Source organism: Ulvibacterium sp., from assembly GCF_965228935.1.
In the GTDB taxonomy this organism is placed as follows: Bacteria; Bacteroidota; Bacteroidia; order Flavobacteriales; family Flavobacteriaceae; genus Ulvibacterium.
Window position 1 is genome coordinate 5,139,300 of record NZ_OZ245846.1, and the last position, 15,379, is coordinate 5,154,678.

Genomic DNA, 15,379 nt, shown 5'->3' on the forward strand with positions numbered 1-15,379 from the left:
GGACTAGGGCGCAAAGAGGAAAATCAACATGAAAAACAGAAGAAGTTTTATAAAAAAGGTATCCGCTGGAATTGTGGGCGTAACCGCCGTGACCCTCCCGGAAATAGCCAAGGCCTCCACTTTATCAAGTATCCCGAGACCGGTAAATTCTGACCTAAAACTTGGGGTAGCCTCCTATACGCTTCGTGAATTTTCCATGGAAGAGGCTCTGGATATGACCTTGCGATGCGGGGTGGATCGGATTACCTTTAAGAGTATGCACCTTCCCCTGGATTCCGACAAAGAAACTATTGAAAAGGCGGTGGCCCTATGCAAACAGAAGGGCATTGAACTGTATGGAGCCGGGGTCATTTATATGAAGACCAAGGACGAAGTGGACCAGGCCTTTACCTATGCCAAGATCGCCGGCCTAAAAATGATCATCGGGGTACCCAATCATGAATTGTTGGACTATGTGGAGAAAAAAGTAAAGGAGACCGATATTAAACTGGCCATTCACAACCATGGACCAGGGGATAAACTGTATTCCAGTCCGGAAGATGCCTATGTAAAGGTTCAGAACCGGGACCCCCGTATGGGACTATGTATCGATATTGGCCACGCCCATCGTATCGGTCGTGATCCCGCAGCGGACGTTACCGCTTTTTCGGATCGGGTCTTTGATATCCATCTAAAGGATGTCACGGCGGCCAAAGCCGAAGGAGAGACCTGTATCATTGGTAGGGGTACCATCGATTTTCCTACCTTTTTAAAAACGGTACAAAAATTGGGATACCAAGGTACCTTGGCCTTGGAATACGAGGCGGAAGCGAAGGATCCACTTCCGGGAATGGCCGAATCCATGGGCTACGTCAAAGGCATTTTATCAACCCTATAACCTAAACCAAAATGAATACGAACAGAAGGGAGTTTATTAAAAAAACAACGGCGGGTACCGCTGCAATTACCTTGGGCGGATTGGCCATGCCAAATCTGGGCAACGCCCGTATCCTTGGGGCGAACGATCATATCAATTGTGCCGTTATCGGGGTACGGAGCCGGGCCAAGGCCCATGTAAAGGCCATCCATGCGGATAATAATGCCCTAATTCTATACAATTGCGATGTAGATGATGGAATTATAGAGGAACACAATGCCTGGTGCCAGGAGAACATTGGTTACGTACCCAAAGTAGAAAAGGATTTCCGAAAGATTTTGGAGGACAAGGACGTGGATGCCGTCTTTATCGCCACCCCGGAGCATTGGCATGCGCCCATGGCGATTATGGCGCTCCAGGCCGGAAAGCACGTATATGTAGAAAAACCCTGTAGCCACAACGCACACGAAAATCAACTTTTGGTACAGGCCCAGAAAAAGTATGGCAAGAAGGTTCAAATGGGCAATCAGCAACGTTCGGCACGGACCTCTATTATGGCCATTGAGGATATCCGAAACGGTATTATCGGCGATGTCTTCAAAGGTGAGGCCTACTACTCCAACAATCGAGGTTCCATAGGCAAGGGAAACAAAATACCCGTACCCAAATCCTTGGATTGGGAACTTTGGCAAGGACCTGCCCCTCGGGAAAGCTATCGGGACAATATACATCCCTATAATTGGCACTGGTTCCGTACCTGGGGTACCGGTGAGGTACACAATAACGGAACCCATGAAATCGATATATGTCGATGGGCCCTAGGTGTGGACCTACCGGAGACCGTTACTTCGTTCGGAGGAAAATATACCTATAACGATGACTGGGAATTTGTGGACAACCAACAGGTAACCTACGCTTTTGCCGGAAATAAATTCATCACCTGGACGGGGCATAGTCGAGGCGTATTAAAACCGACCCGGCCCGGAAGAGGCATCACTATTTACGGAAGCAAGGGATCCATTCAACTGGATCGCAACTTCTATAAATTGTTCGATCTTCAAGGGAACCCCATAAAGGCGGAGTACGAGAAATCAGCCAGTGCCACGACCAATACCCAAGGTATAGGCGGATTGGATGTAGACCACGTGGGCAACTTTTTTGCGGCCATTCGGAAAGATCAATCCCTTAACGCGGACATCAACGATGCCAGCTTCTCCACTATGCTGTGCCATTTGGGCAACATGGCCCAGGATGCCGGGGAAATGCTGAAGATCGATACAACAACTGGAAAGGTATTGAACAGCGAAAAAGCCATGAAAAATTGGAAAAGGGAATACGAAAACGGTTGGGAGCCGAAAATCTAATCCCAAAAACATAAAAAAGTAGTAAAGAAACGACAGATTGAAATGAAGCGAAGGGAATTTGTGGTAAAAAGCGGCCTGGCCTCCGCTGCGGTGGCGACATCCGCAACAGCAATGGGGCAGATCATACAAAAGGAAAGTGCCAATGAAACCTTGAATATCGGTGTAATAGGCACTGGGGATCGTGGCAGTGGATTGATTCCATTGATCAATCAGATTCCCAACTTCAATGTCGTTGCCTGCTGTGATGTCCTTCCTTTCCGATTGGAAAAGGGGCTTGCAAAAGTAGAAGGCAAGGCACAGGGCTACAAGGACTATCGCAAGCTTTTGGAACAGCCCGACTTGGATGCCGTACTGGTCGCCACCCCCTTTAACACACATTCCAAAATTGCTTTGGATGCCCTGGATGCCGGACTGCACGTATACTGTGAAAAGACCCTGGCCAAGGGTTTTGATGGTATACAGAATCTGGTCAATAAGGTCAAGGCCTCGGACAAAATCTTTCAGACCGGGCACCAATACCATAGTTCGCGGCTATACACCTATGTGGTGGACATGATCAAAAAAGGGGAAATCGGTAAAATTGCCGCGATCGAATGCCAATGGAACCGGAACGGGGATTGGCGACGATCCGTACCCGATCCCAAATTGGAACGTTTGATCAACTGGCGTATGTATCGTGAGTTTTCAGGTGGATTGGTCGCTGAACTCTGCTCCCATCAAATCGACTTTTCCAATTGGGTCTTGGGGGAAACCCCGGAAAAAGTAATGGGTGTTGGCGGTATTGATTATTGGAAGGACGGCAGGGAAACTTATGACAATATTCACCTGCTCTACAGCTACCCGAGCGGGGTAAGGGCAAAATTCACCTGTTTGACCAGTAACGCCATGAACGACTACAAAATAAGGGTCATGGGCGATCAAGGCACCGTTATTATGGACTATGCGAGGGCCTGGTACTATCCGGAAGGCAAAAAGAACAAGGAAATGGGCGAAGTGGACGGCGTAGCCGGGGCCACCCTAAAGTGGGACGAAGGCAAAGGCTACCCTATTGAAGTAGATCATGAAGATCCCAGTAAACAGGCCTTGCTGGATTTTAGGGAAAGTGTTGCGAACAATACAGAACCCATATCCAATATCACTACAGGTGCCAATGCCGCGGTCTGTGTACAAATGGGATTGGATGCCATGCATAACGAAAAAATCGTTCGTTGGAAATCCGATTTGGACCTCTAGCATAGGAAATTAGACCTACTTTTTGACATTGCTTTTTCAAAAAGCGGCAAAAATTGCTATCTTTAGTAGAGTAACCCCAATACTTATCACTGATGAAAGCTGCAATGACCGTATGCTTGGCTTTCCTTTTTGTGTGCTGTAACCCTATCCAAAAAAAGGAAGACCATCACCTTATTTCCGTAAAAAAAAGTCCACACCCCATTACAATCGATGGTAAGGCGACCGAAAACATTTGGGCCCAGACCGAATGGCATGCCTTGGATCAGAACTGGTTGGGAAAGCCCTATGAGCATAACGACTTTAACGGAAAGTATAAATTGAGTTGGGATGAGGATGCCCTCTACATTTTGGTCGAAGTAACTGACGATATCCTATACGATCAGTACAAGGATCCCCTTAAACTGTGGTGGAACGATGATTGTATGGAAGTTTTTATTGATGAGGACAATTCGGGGGGATTGCACCAATTTAGCCATAACGCCTTTGCCTACCACATTGCCCTGGACGGAAACGTAGTAGACCTTGCGCCAAATAAGGAACCACAACTCTACAACGAACATATAGTTTCCAAACATATCACCGAGGGGCATACCACGACTTGGGAAATCGCCATCCATGTATATGACGATACCTATGTTGATGGGGGAAACAACATTCCAAAAACCTTGAACAGCACCAAAAAAATAGGTTTTGCTTTGGCGTATTGTGATAATGACAGCAGTACGGAAAGGGAAAACTTTATCGGATCGGTTTTTGTTCCAGGGGAGGATAAAAATCAGGGATGGATCAATGCGGATATTTTTGGGACGCTCTTACTGGAGGAATAATCAATCCAATAGGATATTGCTGTACTTGGAATGGATTACGATGGACGCCTTGTTGTTCTCATCCAAATGATACCCTTTAACGATTTCCGTGTTGAGATTCTTTTTTCGGTCAAGTTTTAGCTGGTCGGGGCAATCGACCCTGGAATTGGTTCCATTGATGTATATGGCATAAGCCGTTGAGGGCAAATTGCAGATCAACTCGGCATTTTGCAAGGTAACATCCAGTTCCTTAAAGTTATCCGATACCGTATTGATGTGCAAGGGCCCCAAATCGCTTTTGATAAAGGCACTTTTTAATAAATGGTCTATGGAGACATCCGAAGAGGTAGCACTTAAACGAAGGTTGAGCACTTCCTGTAGATCTACATTTTCGGAATAATTGGTCCGTAATTGCCCATAATTCCATTTCTGTACACTTACTGGGGAATAGGAGACCTTAATATCGGTCTGGTCGCCATCTATGGTACTGGCCCATAAATAAGCATGAGAGAGCGTTGCATTAATGTTTTTGGTATTCTCCGCCAGTTTTACCTCGCCATGGCGTACGTTCATTTTAATCTTGGTATTCTTGGGCATCTTTATCTTAATGGTCTTTTTCACCTTATAATTTTTGTGTTCCCCATCACTATGAAAATAAAAGGTGTTTGGCAATCTTTTCAGGCTGTCTCCCGCAATAAAGGGGTAAACGGAGTCGTGGTAAATAAACCGTTCCACTTTTCGCGCTTCAATGGCGGCCATTCTTTTTTCACGGGCTTCGGCTCGTTTTTCCCGGGCCTCTTCCATTCTTTCCATACGTTCCGCTTGGGCGGCCTCCCTAGCTTGTAACCGTTCTTCCCGGGCCCTTTCCCGCTCCTCCATTCTTTCTTGGTGCCGTTTTTCCCTTTCGGCGCTACGGGCCTCCATACGCTCCGCCCACTCTTCCATTCGTTCCTGATACTCCTCATCAAAGTACTTGCCGAATTCCTTCTGCCACTTTTCCAAATACTCTTCGCCATCCTCTTTATAGGCCTCATAATCGAAATCATGAAAGGGGACTACGGGCAGGGGCGGGAATTCGGGAAGTTCGGCAAGTTCCGGAATCTCAGGAATCCCCGGAATTTCGGGAATATCCACAATAAAGGGCTCCAGTTCAGGAATATCCAGCACCATATTAAAGGAAGGTGCAAACGACCAGGAATTCCCGGAGTTTGTACGTATCTCAATTCTTTTACTATTGCCCATAATAGTTATGGGATCGTTCTTAAAATAGCGCTGGGCCTCCTCTTCCGTGGCACCTTCCAAGGTTACCACGGCCTCGATGCCGATCTGGTCCCTGTCCCAGGTTTCGAATTCGATATCTGCATGACTGGTATTCAATTCCAGTACGGTATCATCGTTGACCACAAAGGTCTCGTTATAGGTCTCCGTATGCTTCTGCGCATTGACTTCTATAAGACCAAAGCAGAGTAGAATCCCTATAGTGTTAAATAGTATTCTTTTTGACTTGTTCATTTTTTGATGATTTTAACTCGTTTAATTTCCTTTTTAATTTCTGTAGCAATTGCAGCCGTAACTGGAGGTTCTTGATCAAAGCGGTTATAGTCTGGTCATTGGGGCCGATTTCGTTCAATTCCGAATTGAGCCTCTCGTACTCGGTATTGAGCTCCGCCAGCCGATCCATAAAACTATCTACCAGTATTTTGTTTTCTTCGGACACTTCCAATAGGGAAAGCTCCAGGTTGATGTTGGTTACGTAGTAGTCCTCTACCTTCTTAAGGTCGGGTGAAAGGTCGCCAAAGGAAATGCCCTTTTTTTCTTTTGATGGGTCATTTTTTTCCACCACCGTAGTCTTGATCGCATCCTCTTTTGTCCATTCGTTGTAACCGACAATACCAACACTAAGGAATACGAGAACGGTCGCCGCGATTTTCAAGATATAAAATGAGGGCTTCGCTTGTTTAGGAAGTTCGGTTTCCAAACGCTCCAAAAATCGTTTTTCATGACCTTCCCGCATTTGAAATTTGCTGGTCCCACTATCCTTTTTGAACATTTCCCTAAGATCCTGTCCCATATCTCTTCTTTTTTAAAAGTTCCTTTAAAAACCCTTTGCCTCGCAACAACCGGGTTCTACAGGCCGTCTCGCTCAATCCCAATACATTTGCAATTTCGCGGTGGTCATAGCCTTCCAATAAAAACATCATTACCACACATCTGTATTTTTCAGGCAATTGTTCCATGGCCAGTCTTACCTCTTCCAAGGATATACCCTCTTCCACGGTCCAATCGTCATCCTCCACTACCTGCATATAACTTTCATCCAATGGCACTAATCGCTCTTTTTTCGCTTTTAAGAAATCGATGCTCTTATTGATTACAATGCGTTTGAGCCAAGCCCCAAAACTTACGTCCCCCTTGAATTGATGTATTTTTTGAAAGGCCTTTATGAACGATTCCTGGGTGATGTCCTCGGCATCATCGGTATTTTTCACAAAGCGCATAGCTACATAGAACATACCGCTGCAGTATTGATTGTACAGTTGCAGTTGTGCTTTTCGGTCATTTGCCTTGCATTGCTCTACTACATCGATTTGAAACATTGGCCAGTTTCCTTGTTGGTTTTATCGGTGTTGTTATCCTAAGGACGGGTCAAAAAACCCGATGTTGCAAAAAACGATTATTTTTATAAGGAAATTAATGATTTCATCTTGAAACAGGTTACCATAAGTACGCCCTTCATTACCTTGATCGTATTGGACTACGGTGCCATCATCCAAAAACTTCTGGTACGGGACAAAAGGGGCCGATCCACCAATGTGGTGGTAGGATCCAATTATCCCAACCAGTATCTAGAGGACACTGTTTTTTTAGGGGCCTGTGTGGGAAGGTATGCCGGGCGCATCTCCAATGCGAGTTTTGAACTGGATCGCGAGACCTACCCCCTGTATGGGGAGAAGGGTATACATCTTCATGGTGGAAAGGAAGGTTTCGGAAAAAAGTACTGGACCATTGAGGAGGTGGACTATGGCAGCGAACCTTTTGTTAAGCTTTCCTACTACAGCAAACATTTGGAGGAAGGGTATCCTGGAAACTTAAAAGTGATGCTGACTTACAAATTGGTGGAAAACGAGCTGCACATCATTCATGAAGCCGCGGCCGATCGGACCACGGTAATCAATTTGACCAACCACTCCTATTTTAGGTTGGATACCACAGGGGCCATTGACCACTATCGATTGGCGCTTTATTGTCCGGAATTCGTGGAGACGGACAAGAACTTATTGCCGACCGGAAATATCGTTCCCGTTGCCGACACCGAATATGACTTTCGAACGGAACGGAAAATTGGAGAGATGCGGTTGGATACCCCCTATGTAAAGAATTCACAAACGGATTTGGCCGCCCGTATCTTTTCCCGGAGATCGGGCATCTCCTTGGAGGTCAGAACCAACCAACCGGCGGTGGTGGTTTACACCCCCCCTGATTTTCCGGCTATTTGTTTTGAAACCCAGAATTATCCGGATGCGCCCAACCATGAGCACTTCCCCAGTTGTATTCTTAGACCGGATGAAATATACCGCAACGCCTCTGTTTTTACATTTGATTTAGTACTTTAGTCCCCTAGAAATCAAGATTGGGAATCATGAGGTTTTTAAAGTGGTTTTTGATAGTACTCGTAGTGTTAGTGGCCTTATTCTTTTTTGTCGGCAAACCCTACATGCTAAAACAGACCAAAAAGAAGAGTCCGGAAAAAACGATAACCTACAGCAAGGATAATTTAGAACTTTCGGTAACCTATAGCAGTCCCTTTAAGAAAGGGCGGGTCATTTTTGGGGAACTTGTTCCCTACGATGCGGTTTGGCGTACCGGCGCCAATGAGCCTACGACTTTTAGTACCAAGACGGATGTAAAAATTATAGATAAAGACCTACCGGCAGGCACCTATTCCCTATGGACCAGACCCCAAAGGGAATACTGGACCGTCATGTTCAACAAGGAAGTCCCGGAATGGGGCGTAACTTTTTTGAGCGGAGGTGCGGAAACCTCCCGTAATCCGTCCAAAGATATCATACAGGTACAGGTTCCCGCCGAAAAACTCTCTGCTCCCCAAGAAAGCTTTACCATCGACTTCGAGGACGGTGAACAATTATATCTACGTCTTTTCTGGGACGATACCAGAATAAAGGTACCCATTAACCCATAGAGTTGAGCATTCCAAAAAATACAGGTCAAGAAAGTATTTCCAAAATCAAGGGGAAGCGAAAAAGTCCACCTTCTGTAGCGGAGCTTGTGGAGGGCATTTTTAGTTCGAACAAGACGGCACTGGCCCGGGCTATAACCCTCGTGGAAAGCTCCAATGGCGGACACCTTAGGAAAGCCACGGAGATTCTGGAACATTGTTTGAAAAAAAAATCCAATACGATCCGGATAGGCATTACGGGAGTACCCGGTGTCGGTAAAAGTACCTTTATAGAGACCTTTGGAAAAACATTGACCGCAAAAGGGAAGAAAGTCGCCGTTCTTGCGGTGGATCCCTCCAGTAGTTTAAGCAAGGGAAGTATCCTGGGCGATAAGACCCGAATGGAGGAATTGGTAAAGGACCCCAATGCGTTTATACGGCCTTCCCCCTCCGGGGATTCCTTGGGCGGGGTTGCACGCAAGACCCGGGAGACCATTATTCTTTGCGAGGCTGCAGGATACGATGTTATACTCATAGAAACCGTGGGTGTAGGCCAAAGTGAGACTGCCGTACATGGTATGGTGGACTTTTTTCTTTTATTAAAATTGGCCGGTGCCGGTGATGAACTACAGGGTATGAAAAGGGGCATCATGGAAATGGCCGATGCCATTGTAATCAATAAGGCCGATGGGGACAACATAAAGGCGGCCCAACTGGCCAAGACCGAATTTTCCAGGGCATTGCACCTCTACCCCCCCAAGGAAAATGGCTGGGTTCCCAAAGTATTGACCTGCTCGGCCAGTGAGAATACGGGAATTCAGGAGATTTGGGAGGTAATCGATGGGTATATGGAGAAGGTCAAACAATCCGATCATTTTCTGTTGAATAGACAGGGACAGAACAAAAATTGGCTGTTGCAGCATATTGACAGTCAAATAAAATCCGATTTTTATTCCGACCCAAAAGTGGCTTCCCTGTTGCCAAAAGTCATCCAAGAAGTGATCCAAAGCAAAGTATCTCCTTTCACAGCTGCGGAAAAACTGATACAGGCCTATTGGCAGGAGACGAAATAGGTTTTTATAAAGGCATGGGTTGCCTTCCGGAAAGGAGTATTCCGATTCGGAATAAAAACATAACTTTGCCCGTGATAACAAACCGAATACATGCAGCCGATAACGCCCCTACTCCTCTCCGTAGTCGTACCACTTTATAACGAAGAGGATAACGTGGCCCTCCTTACCCAGAAAATCCATGAGAGTTTGGTCGGGTATAATTATCAAATCATTTACGTAGACGATTTTTCCAAGGATACTACCCGAAAGGCGATTCAAAATTTACAGGATGAAAAGGTACATCTAGTAGAGCTCAAAAAAAACTATGGTCAGAGTCTGGCCTTGGCGGCGGGTCTGGATTATGCGGAAGGGGACTATATTATCACTATGGACGGCGATCTGCAGAATGATCCCAGCGATATTCCCCAGATGCTACATTTTGCGGTGAATGAAGGGTATGACGTTGTAACGGGCATACGGCAAAAACGAAAGGATTCCCTGGTAAAAAAGATTCCCTCCAAGATTGCCAATTTTTTGGTCCGTCGGGTGACCAAATTGGACATCAAGGATAACGGATGCGCCTTAAAGGTGTTTACCAAGGATATTGCAAAGGAACTCAACCTTTATGGGGAAATGCATCGGTTCATTACCTTGCTGGCCCATTTGGAGGGAGCACAGATCAAGCAGGTACCTGTAAAGCATCATGCCCGGCATGCCGGCGTATCCAAATATGGACTGGAACGGGTTTTTAAGGTGGTGGCGGACATGATGTTGTTATTGTTTATTCGAAAGTACTTTCAGCGTCCCATTCATCTTTTTGGGATATTCGGGGTGCTACTGATCATTTTGGGGATTTTCATCAATATTTACTTATTGATCATAAAGCTCGGCCTAGGTGAGGATATTGGCACACGACCATTATTAATGTTCGGGATGATGTTCATCTTGGCCGGTATCCAGCTATTTACTATTGGTATTGTTATGGAGCTTTTGATACGTACCTACTACGAGTCACAGCAAAAGAGACCCTACCGAATCAAAAAAGTATCCGTAGGTGGCCCAACATCGTAAAAAGCTCATAACGGCGCTGAAAATCGTAATCAGCTTCGCGCTTATTTATTTTGTCATCACCAAAATAGACCTACAGGAGGTCTTGGATATCCTGAAAAGGACAAAACTCTTTTATCTCTTTCCAGCACTTGTCCTTTTCGTACTTTCCAAAGTATTGGCAGCCCTGCGATTAAATCTCTATTTTCATCAAATCAATATCCCACTGTCGCAAAAAAGCAATTTAGAGCTGTATCTTTTAGGCATGTTCTACAACCTCTTTCTTCCGGGAGGTATCGGTGGGGACGCCTACAAAGGCTATCTTATAAAAAAGAATTTTGATGTCGGTACAAAACGGGTCGTCTCGATCCTGGTGTTGGACAGACTCAGTGGGCTTTTACTACTATTTGTATATGCGTGTATCCTGGCCCTGTTGTTAAATGCCCAGGCTTTTGTAAACATCAAATGGGTATTTCTCTTGGCAATCCTTGGAAGTATTTTCGTGTTCTGGTGGGTGAACAAGCGTCTTTTTAGTTATGTATTGCCCATTTTTTGGAAGTCTTTCGGTCTTTCTGCCTTGGTACAGTCGGCCCAATTGATAAGTGTTTATTTTATCCTAAAGGCCCTATATCTTACCACAGGAACGGTGCCTTATCTATTCATTTTTCTGATTTCCTCAATAGTCGCCGTTCTCCCCTTGACCATAGGGGGAATCGGTAGTAGGGAAGTGACTTTTTTTTATGGGGCTACGGTGTTGTCCTTGGATGAAAACATTTCGGTAAGCATTAGTATGGTGTTCTTTTTAATAACGGCCCTGGTATCCCTCTTTGGGATTGTCTATCATTTTAAGCGACCACAATTGAAGACGCCCGTGGATTAAATGATGTTTTCGGATTCATTTGCGGCCGGCCTAGGCAAACCATTTAATACACATGGATCAGGTGCATTTTATTCAATACCTTTTTACGGGTGTTGGGGTTGAGGAACTTCGCCTGAAGCCTCGTAATCCTGAATTGCTTTTCGGTGAATTGCCTATCCCAGTCAAAGCCCAGCCTTCGCAATTCCTGAATCTCCGCGTCATTCACATATAACCAGTAATCCTTCTTTTTTCGCAATTCGTTGAACGAAGTTATTTTAACGGGCTCCTGATTATAAAAATCCAAGGCCCAAGTATGGCTTGGAGAAAGCTTATAGATCTTTTCCTTGGGCACCTCGTTTTCCTCAACCCTTTTGGCCATGGAAGACCCCGCCTGATATTCCAACAAGGACGGGTAAAAATGCGTGTTTAGCGTTATATTCAAAAGAATGGCACTAAAGATAGAAATGGTTATCAATCGATAATAATACTCTTCTCTTTTAAGGACATAGTAAATAATAAGGCCTCCAAGCAGTATGGTCCAAATATGATCAAAAGGATTCTCCGCCTTGAACACGAAATAGCGAATAAGGGTAGAAGCTATAAACACCACACTGATCAAAAAATATTGTATCCCAAGCAAAATCTTCAATGGCTTCCGCTTGGTATATTGGTATAGACTATAGAGGTAGGAGGCAGTTAAAACCGAAAAAAGGGGGATAATGATGTTCAGATAATGGGGCAGTTTGAATTGGGCAAAACTAATGATCAAAAAAACAAGGGAGATGCCCCCCAAGGTTAAAAACTCATACTTGGGATTATACTTGAACCCGAGCTTAAAAAAAGTCTTTACCCTACACCAATAGGCGGTAAGTCCCATAACGGTCCAGGGCAGGAACACCCATAGGAAAGTATGGAAGAAGAAGAAATAATCACTACTGTTCTTACCTACCCCCTCGCCGCTCAGCCGTTCAAAACTCTGTTCCCAAAAAATAAAAAAGATACCACTACGTTCGGCCTTGCCCCGAATAACCTTCTCCGGATGCAAATCAAATTGATGGTAGTACGCATACAACATAGGGGTAACCGCAATTCCGAAAAAAAGGAGTCCCGCCAAAACCTTCCAATGGAACAAAGCCTTCCATTTTCGGGTATAGGCCAAGTGGCACAACAAGGGCAATCCAATGACCAAAAGTGCGATCTGCCCCTTTGTGGAAAAGGCAATTCCCGCCCCGATGGCTCCCAAAATCATGTGTCCCAGGGTGCCTTTTTGTATGTAAGCAGCCAATTGCCAAATGGCGAAAATGGTAAATCCGGTGAGTACGGCATCGGTACGGACATCGATTACAGAAAGAACGATGGTCTGCGAGGTCATAAAGACCAACGTGGCCAATTTACCGACATGGACATTGTAGAGCAATCTTCCCAGGCCGTAGCAGCTGTATGCCCCCAAGAAGGTCACTATAATAGCGGGAATGCGATAGGCCCAGTCATGTAATCCAAAAATCTTGAAGGAAAGCGCGGCCAACCAAAAATGCATATGGGGTTTGTCCAAATATTCCTCCGGGCCCTTAAAAAGGGATAAAAAATCGTTTTCCTGCACCATCCGCATGGCCATAACCGCAAATTGGGCGGAGTCATTTTCGAAAAGCGTTACGAACATTCCGGCGATATAAACCAGAATTATCAAGGACAGTAAAAACCAATACCTAAGATTGGATATCATAGAGGAAATCTGTAAAGTGCAAATATATATAACTTTACAAATAACCAGCTTAGAATCAGGCCAATTCCTAGGCCTGTAAGTACATCCAATGGAAAATGTACCCCGATGTAGATGCGGCTATAAGCCACCAAAAACGCCCAAAAAATGAGGAAAACCCCTATATACCAACGATTTTTACCTATCAAACTGGTAAAGAAAAAAGCTACTGCCATATGGTTTGCGGCATGGGCGGAAAAATAACCAAATTTCCCGCCGCAGTACTCCTTTACCAATCGTATCATAGTATTTACCTCCTCATCGTGACATGGACGCAAGCGTTGTACCCCATATTTAAAAAAATTGGCCAACTGATCGGTGACCAAAATAAGAATCGCTACACTGACAAGTAGCAACACCGTTTTCTTCATTCCAAATTGCCTATAGGATAGGAAAAGTAGGGCCACATAGAGTGGAATCCAGCTGAGTTTATTGGTAACGAACATCCAAAACCCGTCCCAGGTGTCGTTTCCCAAATTGTTTAGGAAGAGGAATAATTCCTTATCATAGGCTACCAATTGTTCCAGCATAATGGTTATTCTTCGTATCGGGATACTTCACGGTCATAGAAATCGGTCGCCTCACGAATCAGGTTTTCCGCTTCGGATTCCAATTCCTTTTCATCTTCCTTGGAAAAGTCCTCCAACCATTCCACTTCATCATTTTCGAGATTGAGTATAAATCTCGGATATTCCGTATGTATTATAAATATGGCCGAGGGGTGATCCGTGTTATCCCCCAATAGAAATTTTGGTAGTTCCATTTGTTTTTGCTGAACATTAAAAAATAGGCCTTTAAAAGACCCTCGGGATAACCAAGAAAACAGATTAACCGATTAGTTTTTTGGTCAAATAATTAAATCGAATATACAACATAATAGCCGACGCGGTAAGACCTGTCAACAACCCGATCCAAATACCCGAGCTTTTTAAATCCGTATGTAATCCCAAGTAATAGGAAATGGGGAAACCAATCAACCAATAGGCGATAAAGGTAATAAAAGTCGGGATTTTAACGTCCTGCAATCCACGCAGGGCACCGAGTACGACTACCTGTATCCCATCGGAAATCTGAAAAAATGCCGCTACCAAAAGTAACTGTGCCGCCAATGCGATCACCTCTGTGTTATCTGCCATATTCATCATGTCGTCCACATCCAGATACAAGGTCGGGAACCAATGCCTACCCAGCAGAAACAATGTCGCGAATAGGAACTCCAATAAAAGCGTAAGCAAAAAAATGGATTCGGCCAATCTTCGCAATTCCGTAAAATTCCTTAGCCCCTTTTGGTTCCCGACACGGATCATGGCGGCCACCCCAAGGCCCATCCCGAACATAAAGGTCATGCTGCTCAAATTCAAGGCTATCTGGTTGGCGGCCTGGGCATTCTTCCCCAAGACCCCACTGAGCCAAATGGCCGCGGTAAAAATTGCCACCTCAAAGAACATCTGTAAGGCGGATGGAAATCCTAAATTGATGATTTTCCGCATGACCTTGTTTTCAATCCGCTTAAAATTGAATCCTGTAACGTAATCGCGAAATTTCTTTTTGCTCCGTAACAGGTACCAGATAAAGGACACCATAATAAATCGGGAGGCCAAAGTACCAATGGCCGCGCCTACGATACCCATTTTAGGAAACCCGAAGGAGCCGAAAATCAATAGATAATTCAATACAATATTCACCACATTGGCAAGAATAGTGGCATACATGGGGTATTTGGTCTGGGATAGTCCTTCCGAAAATTGTTTAAAGGCCTGGAACATGATCAAGGGCACCAATGAAAATGCCACAAGGTTCAAATAAGGAATCGCCAATTCCACTACCTCCGGAGGCTGATCCATAGAATACATCAAGGGCTTGCACAGCAAAATGATGAAAAAAAGCGATAGGCCCAAGAGCGTACACAAAACCAAACCGTGTTTCAAGGCACTTTTACCATCGGCCTTGTTTTTAGCTCCATCCGCTTCGGCGACCAAGGGGGTAATCGCCGTGGAAAAACCAATGCCCAGGGACATGGCGATAAAAATAAAACTGTTACCCAGGGAAACTGCGGCCAACTCCGCCGTTCCGAGTTGCCCCACCATAACATTATCTGCAAAAGCCACAAAGGTATGGCCCAACATACCCAAAACAACTGGGTAGGCCAGCTTAAAATTATAGCGGAATTCCTTAGTGTATTGTTGGAACAAAGGACTGGACGATTAGAACCGACAAAGATAGGAA

16 protein-coding genes are annotated in these 15,379 nt (G+C 45.0%); 9 read left to right on the plus strand and 7 right to left on the minus strand.

Annotated elements, in window-relative coordinates; genetic code table 11:
- Positions 1-28 precede the first annotated feature (28 nt).
- From ACO06Y_RS21615 to ACO06Y_RS21630, 4 genes are all read left to right on the plus strand, one after another.
- Positions 29-877, plus strand: coding sequence for a sugar phosphate isomerase/epimerase family protein (locus ACO06Y_RS21615; RefSeq protein WP_422081134.1), 849 nt, complete (start codon positions 29-31; stop codon positions 875-877).
- 11 nt (positions 878-888) lie between these two features.
- Positions 889-2,220 (plus strand): Gfo/Idh/MocA family protein, encoded by a 1,332-nt coding sequence (locus ACO06Y_RS21620; protein ID WP_422081135.1) that lies wholly within the window; start codon positions 889-891, stop codon positions 2,218-2,220.
- Positions 2,221-2,262: 42 nt separating this feature from the next.
- On the plus strand, positions 2,263-3,453 hold the full coding sequence (locus ACO06Y_RS21625; RefSeq protein ID WP_422081136.1) for a Gfo/Idh/MocA family protein: 1,191 nt from the start codon (positions 2,263-2,265) through the stop codon (positions 3,451-3,453).
- Positions 3,454-3,545: 92 nt separating this feature from the next.
- Positions 3,546-4,280, plus strand: coding sequence for a sugar-binding protein (locus ACO06Y_RS21630; RefSeq protein WP_422081137.1), 735 nt, complete (start codon positions 3,546-3,548; stop codon positions 4,278-4,280).
- Here the strand turns inward: ACO06Y_RS21630 and ACO06Y_RS21635 are convergent, their stop codons facing one another.
- From ACO06Y_RS21635 to ACO06Y_RS21645, 3 genes are read right to left on the minus strand one after another with little or no spacing between them, the layout of a single operon-like run.
- On the minus strand, positions 4,281-5,771 hold the full coding sequence (locus ACO06Y_RS21635) for a hypothetical protein (RefSeq protein ID WP_422081138.1): 1,491 nt from the start codon (positions 5,769-5,771) through the stop codon (positions 4,281-4,283).
- Positions 5,743-6,330 carry a hypothetical protein gene (locus ACO06Y_RS21640; protein ID WP_422081139.1) on the minus strand — a complete coding sequence of 196 codons (588 nt, stop codon included), beginning with the start codon at positions 6,328-6,330 and terminating at the stop codon, positions 5,743-5,745. The genes ACO06Y_RS21635 and ACO06Y_RS21640 overlap by 29 nt, the downstream gene beginning before the upstream one ends.
- Complete coding sequence (locus tag ACO06Y_RS21645) at positions 6,314-6,856, minus strand: RNA polymerase sigma factor (protein ID WP_422081140.1); 543 nt, start codon at positions 6,854-6,856, stop codon at positions 6,314-6,316. Before ACO06Y_RS21645 ends, ACO06Y_RS21640 begins: the two co-directional genes overlap by 17 nt.
- A gap of 108 nt (positions 6,857-6,964) precedes the next feature.
- Here ACO06Y_RS21645 and ACO06Y_RS21650 point away from each other — a divergent pair, with 108 nt between their 5' ends.
- The 5 genes from ACO06Y_RS21650 (at position 6,965) to ACO06Y_RS21670 (ending at position 11,415) form a co-directional block, all read left to right on the plus strand.
- The gene (locus ACO06Y_RS21650) at positions 6,965-7,873 is read left to right on the plus strand and encodes an aldose epimerase family protein (RefSeq protein WP_422081141.1); all 909 of its coding nucleotides are present in this window, start codon (positions 6,965-6,967) and stop codon (positions 7,871-7,873) included.
- A 26-nt stretch (positions 7,874-7,899) separates the two neighbouring features.
- Entirely contained in the window at positions 7,900-8,460 is a 561-nt protein-coding gene (locus ACO06Y_RS21655) for a DUF2911 domain-containing protein (protein WP_422081142.1), read from the plus strand.
- 2 nt (positions 8,461-8,462) lie between these two features.
- Positions 8,463-9,509, plus strand: a complete 1,047-nt coding sequence (gene meaB / locus ACO06Y_RS21660) for a methylmalonyl Co-A mutase-associated GTPase MeaB (protein WP_422081143.1) — start codon at positions 8,463-8,465, stop codon at positions 9,507-9,509.
- A 90-nt stretch (positions 9,510-9,599) separates the two neighbouring features.
- Positions 9,600-10,559 carry a glycosyltransferase family 2 protein gene (locus ACO06Y_RS21665; RefSeq protein ID WP_422081144.1) on the plus strand — a complete coding sequence of 320 codons (960 nt, stop codon included), beginning with the start codon at positions 9,600-9,602 and terminating at the stop codon, positions 10,557-10,559.
- Complete coding sequence (locus tag ACO06Y_RS21670) at positions 10,543-11,415, plus strand: lysylphosphatidylglycerol synthase transmembrane domain-containing protein (RefSeq protein ID WP_422081145.1); 873 nt, start codon at positions 10,543-10,545, stop codon at positions 11,413-11,415. The genes ACO06Y_RS21665 and ACO06Y_RS21670 overlap by 17 nt, the downstream gene beginning before the upstream one ends.
- Positions 11,416-11,458: 43 nt before the next feature.
- Here ACO06Y_RS21670 and ACO06Y_RS21675 read toward each other — a convergent pair whose 3' ends face one another.
- The 4 genes from ACO06Y_RS21675 to ACO06Y_RS21690 form a co-directional block, all read right to left on the minus strand.
- Positions 11,459-13,117: an ArnT family glycosyltransferase gene (locus ACO06Y_RS21675; RefSeq protein ID WP_422081146.1), complete on the minus strand. Its 1,659-nt coding sequence runs from the start codon at positions 13,115-13,117 to the stop codon at positions 11,459-11,461.
- Complete coding sequence (locus ACO06Y_RS21680; RefSeq protein WP_422081147.1) at positions 13,114-13,683, minus strand: phosphatase PAP2 family protein; 570 nt, start codon at positions 13,681-13,683, stop codon at positions 13,114-13,116. The genes ACO06Y_RS21675 and ACO06Y_RS21680 overlap by 4 nt, the downstream gene beginning before the upstream one ends.
- A gap of 5 nt (positions 13,684-13,688) precedes the next feature.
- Positions 13,689-13,916: a hypothetical protein gene (locus ACO06Y_RS21685; RefSeq protein WP_422081148.1), complete on the minus strand. Its 228-nt coding sequence runs from the start codon at positions 13,914-13,916 to the stop codon at positions 13,689-13,691.
- 64 nt (positions 13,917-13,980) lie between these two features.
- Positions 13,981-15,345 carry an MATE family efflux transporter gene (locus ACO06Y_RS21690; RefSeq protein WP_422081149.1) on the minus strand — a complete coding sequence of 455 codons (1,365 nt, stop codon included), beginning with the start codon at positions 15,343-15,345 and terminating at the stop codon, positions 13,981-13,983.
- Positions 15,346-15,379: the final 34 nt, after the last annotated feature.

What these genes read in the sequence shown, in the direction of transcription:
- ACO06Y_RS21645 (WP_422081140.1), bottom strand. Translation starts at nt 6,856, where the DNA reads ATGTTTCAAATCGATGTAGTAGAGCAATGCAAGGCAAATGACCGAAAA.
- ACO06Y_RS21625 (WP_422081136.1), top strand. Translation starts at nt 2,263, where the DNA reads ATGAAGCGAAGGGAATTTGTGGTAAAAAGCGGCCTGGCCTCCGCTGCG.
- ACO06Y_RS21680 (WP_422081147.1), bottom strand. Translation starts at nt 13,683, where the DNA reads ATGCTGGAACAATTGGTAGCCTATGATAAGGAATTATTCCTCTTCCTA.
- ACO06Y_RS21685 (WP_422081148.1), bottom strand. Translation starts at nt 13,916, where the DNA reads ATGGAACTACCAAAATTTCTATTGGGGGATAACACGGATCACCCCTCG.
- ACO06Y_RS21655 (WP_422081142.1), top strand. Translation starts at nt 7,900, where the DNA reads ATGAGGTTTTTAAAGTGGTTTTTGATAGTACTCGTAGTGTTAGTGGCC.
- ACO06Y_RS21675 (WP_422081146.1), bottom strand. Translation starts at nt 13,117, where the DNA reads ATGATATCCAATCTTAGGTATTGGTTTTTACTGTCCTTGATAATTCTG.
- ACO06Y_RS21615 (WP_422081134.1), top strand. Translation starts at nt 29, where the DNA reads ATGAAAAACAGAAGAAGTTTTATAAAAAAGGTATCCGCTGGAATTGTG.
- ACO06Y_RS21665 (WP_422081144.1), top strand. Translation starts at nt 9,600, where the DNA reads ATGCAGCCGATAACGCCCCTACTCCTCTCCGTAGTCGTACCACTTTAT.
- ACO06Y_RS21635 (WP_422081138.1), bottom strand. Translation starts at nt 5,771, where the DNA reads ATGAACAAGTCAAAAAGAATACTATTTAACACTATAGGGATTCTACTC.
- ACO06Y_RS21640 (WP_422081139.1), bottom strand. Translation starts at nt 6,330, where the DNA reads ATGGGACAGGATCTTAGGGAAATGTTCAAAAAGGATAGTGGGACCAGC.
- ACO06Y_RS21630 (WP_422081137.1), top strand. Translation starts at nt 3,546, where the DNA reads ATGAAAGCTGCAATGACCGTATGCTTGGCTTTCCTTTTTGTGTGCTGT.
- ACO06Y_RS21620 (WP_422081135.1), top strand. Translation starts at nt 889, where the DNA reads ATGAATACGAACAGAAGGGAGTTTATTAAAAAAACAACGGCGGGTACC.